This window comes from Paracidovorax sp. MALMAid1276, assembly GCF_049198005.1.
Taxonomy (GTDB): domain Bacteria; phylum Pseudomonadota; class Gammaproteobacteria; order Burkholderiales; family Burkholderiaceae_C; genus Acidovorax.
On sequence record NZ_JBMIRS010000143.1, the window covers coordinates 1 to 3,272 of the forward strand.

At 68.2% G+C, this 3,272-nt stretch carries 4 protein-coding genes and 1 pseudogene; 4 read left to right on the plus strand and 1 reads right to left on the minus strand.

Annotated features, from left to right (window positions below):
• Both ACOQFS_RS09695 and ACOQFS_RS09700 read left to right on the plus strand, forming a co-directional pair.
• Window positions 1-125 (plus strand): annotated as a pseudogene (locus ACOQFS_RS09695) (5-dehydro-4-deoxyglucarate dehydratase); the annotation flags it as partial.
• 218 nt (window positions 126-343) lie between these two features.
• Window positions 344-1,315, plus strand: coding sequence for a 2-hydroxyacid dehydrogenase (locus ACOQFS_RS09700; RefSeq protein WP_421562687.1), 972 nt, complete (start codon window positions 344-346; stop codon window positions 1,313-1,315).
• Window positions 1,316-1,497: 182 nt separating this feature from the next.
• Here ACOQFS_RS09700 and ACOQFS_RS09705 read toward each other — a convergent pair whose 3' ends face one another.
• Entirely contained in the window at window positions 1,498-2,451 is a 954-nt protein-coding gene (locus tag ACOQFS_RS09705) for a ketopantoate reductase family protein (protein ID WP_421562688.1), read from the minus strand.
• Window positions 2,452-2,622: 171 nt separating this feature from the next.
• Here ACOQFS_RS09705 and ACOQFS_RS09710 point away from each other — a divergent pair, with 171 nt between their 5' ends.
• Both ACOQFS_RS09710 and ACOQFS_RS09715 read left to right on the plus strand, forming a co-directional pair.
• Window positions 2,623-2,958 (plus strand): TA system antitoxin ParD family protein, encoded by a 336-nt coding sequence (locus ACOQFS_RS09710; RefSeq protein ID WP_421562689.1) that lies wholly within the window; start codon window positions 2,623-2,625, stop codon window positions 2,956-2,958.
• 5 nt (window positions 2,959-2,963) lie between these two features.
• Window positions 2,964-3,155: a hypothetical protein gene (locus ACOQFS_RS09715; RefSeq protein WP_421562690.1), complete on the plus strand. Its 192-nt coding sequence runs from the start codon at window positions 2,964-2,966 to the stop codon at window positions 3,153-3,155.
• The last annotated feature ends 117 nt before the right edge of the window (window positions 3,156-3,272 follow it).

A 3,272-nucleotide genomic window follows, 5' to 3' on the forward strand; every position in this document is an offset into this window, starting at 1 on the left:
TCATCAAGGCCGGCGCCAAGATCGTCGGCCATGACGGCGGACCGGTGCGCGCGCCGCTGACGGACCTCAAGCCGGCCGAGATGGAAGAGCTGGCCGCGCTGATCAAGAAGCTCGGGCCGCAATAAACTCGCCTGCGACAGGCAATCCCTGTGGGGCCTGGCTAGCCAGGCCCTTTGTCATTTCCAGGAGTCTGGGCGATCGAAGGCATCGAAGCGGAGCGCGCAAAAACCGAGGATCGCGTGGTGCAGCCGATGCTCCTTCTGCCGCGCGGACTTCTAGCCAGCGTGGGGTCAGGGGCTGCAGCAAGCACCCAGCCATCTTTCTTCTGTGATTGTTTGAAACCATGAGTACCACCCCCCTGCCCCGCGTCCTGAAAATCAACCGTATGCCCTTGCCCGCGCTGGACGCCGAACTGGCCGCGCGCTACGCCGTCACCTGCCTGGCCGACCAGCCCGATGCAGCCGCCTTCCTCGCCCAGCATGGCGCTGAATTCACCGGCGTGGTGACCACCGCAGCCATCGGCCTCAAGGGCGAAGTCATTGCCGCCCTGCCCAAGCTGCAAGTCATCAGCAGCTTCGGCGTGGGCTTTGATGCGCTGGACATCGACGCCGCCAAGGCGCGCGGCATCCAGGTGGGCTACACGCCCGGCGTGCTCAACGACTGCGTGGCCGACATGGCGTTTGCGCTCCTGCTGGACGTGTCGCGCGGCATTGCCGCCAGCGACCGCTTCGTGCGCCGGGGCGACTGGCAGAAGGGCCGGTTTGCACTGGGCAGCCGCGTGTCCGGCAAGCGCCTGGGCATCGTGGGCATGGGCCGCATCGGCCAGGCCGTGGCCGAGCGCGCCGCAGGTTTTCGCATGGAGGTGGCCTACCACAACCGGCGCCCCGCAGAGGGCACGGACCTGCGCTATGTGGAGTCGCTGCAGGCCCTGGCGCAATGGGCCGACTACCTGGTGCTGACGGTGGCTGGCGGCGCCGGCACGCGCCACCTGGTCAACCAGAACGTGCTTGACGCGCTGGGCCCCGAGGGCTTTCTCATCAACGTGGCGCGCGGCAGCGTGGTCGACCAGGCCGCGCTGGTGCGGGCGCTGACGGATCGAACGATTGCCGGTGCCGGCCTCGACGTGTTCGACAACGAACCCGAGGTGCCCGCCGCACTGATGGCCCTGGACAACGTGGTGCTGACCCCGCACAGCGCCAGCGCCACCCACGAAACCCGCCGCGCCATGGCCGACCTGGTGCTGGAGAACCTGCAGGCGTTCTACGCCGAAGGGGCCGTGCGGGTGCCGGTGCCGGGCACGGCGCCGGGCGCTTGAGCCGGCGTGAATCTCCCCTATGGCGTTGCGCACTGCCCCAGGGGATGTTTCCTGCGCAAGGCACTGAGCATTTTTTGATGGTTTTTGGCCATCAGCGCTTGACCATCAAGCGCCGACAGCTATCAATTTAATAGTTTCCAGCGCTTGCCGCCACCCGCGCGTGCGGCGCGTCACGCTGCGGACTATGCAGATGCAGGCTTCATCTCCGCCAGCTTCACCAGCACCTGCATCGCATGATTGAGCGGCGTGGGCACGCCCAGCGCTGCACCGCGCTTGACTACATAGCCGTTCAGGTGGTCGATCTCGGTGGGCTTGCCGCGTGCCAGGTCCTGCGCGGTGGATGAAAACTGCCCGGGCATGGTGGTGGCAATGCCGCGCACGGCGGCCTGCACGTCGCCAGGGATGGTCACGCCATCGGCAGCCGCCACCGCCAGGCACTCGGCCACGATGTCGGCAATTACCTGCGTCACACCAGGCACCTGCACCAGCGGGCCATAGGGCTGCTGCGACAGGGCCGACAGCGCGTTGTAGGCGCTGTTGAGCACCAGCTTGGCCCACAGCGCGCCGCGCACGTTGTCCGAGATCTGCGTGGGAATGCCGGCCGCCGTGAGCTGGCGGGCCACCTCGTCGCTGCGGGGCGACGGCGCGATCACCAGTTCGCCCCGGCCGTGGTGCACCACATGCCCCGGGCCCCCCATGGCGGTGGCCACGTAGACCACGGCGGCGGCCACGGGCGTGCTGGCATCCAGCACGGCACGCACGCGCTCGTCGTTGTCCGCGCCGTTCTGCAGGGTCAGCACCAGCGCGCCGGGTGCGAGGTGCGGGCGGATCTGGCGCGCCGCGTCTTCCGAGTCGGACGACTTCACGCAGAACAGCACCACGTCGGCGCCCTGCACCGCACTGGCCTCGGTGCTGGCCGCCAGGGGCACTTGCACGTCGAGCAGCGCCGTCTGCAGCCGCAGGCCGTGGTCGCGCACGGCCTGCACATGGGCCTGCCGCCCGATCAGCGTGACGGCATGGCCCGCCCGCGCCAGCAAGGCGCCAAAGTAGCAGCCCACGGCGCCTGCGCCCATCACGGCGAAGCGCAGGCGGGGGGTGGAAGATGCTTCGGCGGACTGTGTGGGGGATGCGGTCATGGAGTTTTGTGCGGCATGTACGGTGGTGGAGTGTCCGGCGGCGGAGCCTGCGCGCTGCGCGAACGTGCGAGGGGGGATGGTATCGCCCGATGAAACCCACTGGCGCGGCCACGCCGGCCCGTTTGCCACGGGCGCCCCATTGGCGCAAAATGCGCCAATCAGGAGATTGCCATGTCTGCCACTGCCTTTTCTTCCGTCAAGCTCCCCGCCCACCTGGTGGAGCAGGCCCGCCAGGCCGCGCAGCCCATGCGCCGCTCGGTGGCCAGCCAGATTGAATACTGGGCCACGCTGGGCCAGATCGTCGAACACACGGGCTTGAGCGTGCAAGAAGCCCGCAGCGCCATCGAGCATTACGAAGCCGCAGCGGCACGCCCCGCCACCCTGGCAGCCCCCGCGTCGGTGGACGCCCTCACCGCCCGCCTGCTGGCCGCCCAAACGCGCGGCACGCTGGCCCAGCGGGTGCGTGAAGTGGTCCTTGAGAATCAAACCAAAGCCGCCCCGGTCTGACCCGCATGGCGGCCAGCCCTCACGCGCCACCCCGTTGGTTTCATCTGCTGGCCGAGCCCAATGGTGCGGGTAAATCCACGCTCTACCGCGCCCTGGTACGCGAAGGCATCCTGGGTCCGCCGCTGGAGTTTGTGAACGCCGACCTGTATGAACACGTGGCCCGCATTGGGCCGCCGTCCGTTCCCCAGCTGCCCTGACCCCGTTGGTCCACCCCCTGCCTCGTTGGGCGCAGCGCCTCACCGCGCAGTAGCGGCGCCTTGCGCTACCAAAATTCATGCCATTTTTGCCTGATTAGGTACTTATCTCAGACAGAC

What these genes read in the sequence shown, in the direction of transcription:
- ACOQFS_RS09700 (WP_421562687.1), top strand. Translation starts at nt 344, where the DNA reads ATGAGTACCACCCCCCTGCCCCGCGTCCTGAAAATCAACCGTATGCCC.
- ACOQFS_RS09705 (WP_421562688.1), bottom strand. Translation starts at nt 2,451, where the DNA reads ATGACCGCATCCCCCACACAGTCCGCCGAAGCATCTTCCACCCCCCGC.
- ACOQFS_RS09710 (WP_421562689.1), top strand. Translation starts at nt 2,623, where the DNA reads ATGTCTGCCACTGCCTTTTCTTCCGTCAAGCTCCCCGCCCACCTGGTG.
- ACOQFS_RS09715 (WP_421562690.1), top strand. Translation starts at nt 2,964, where the DNA reads ATGGCGGCCAGCCCTCACGCGCCACCCCGTTGGTTTCATCTGCTGGCC.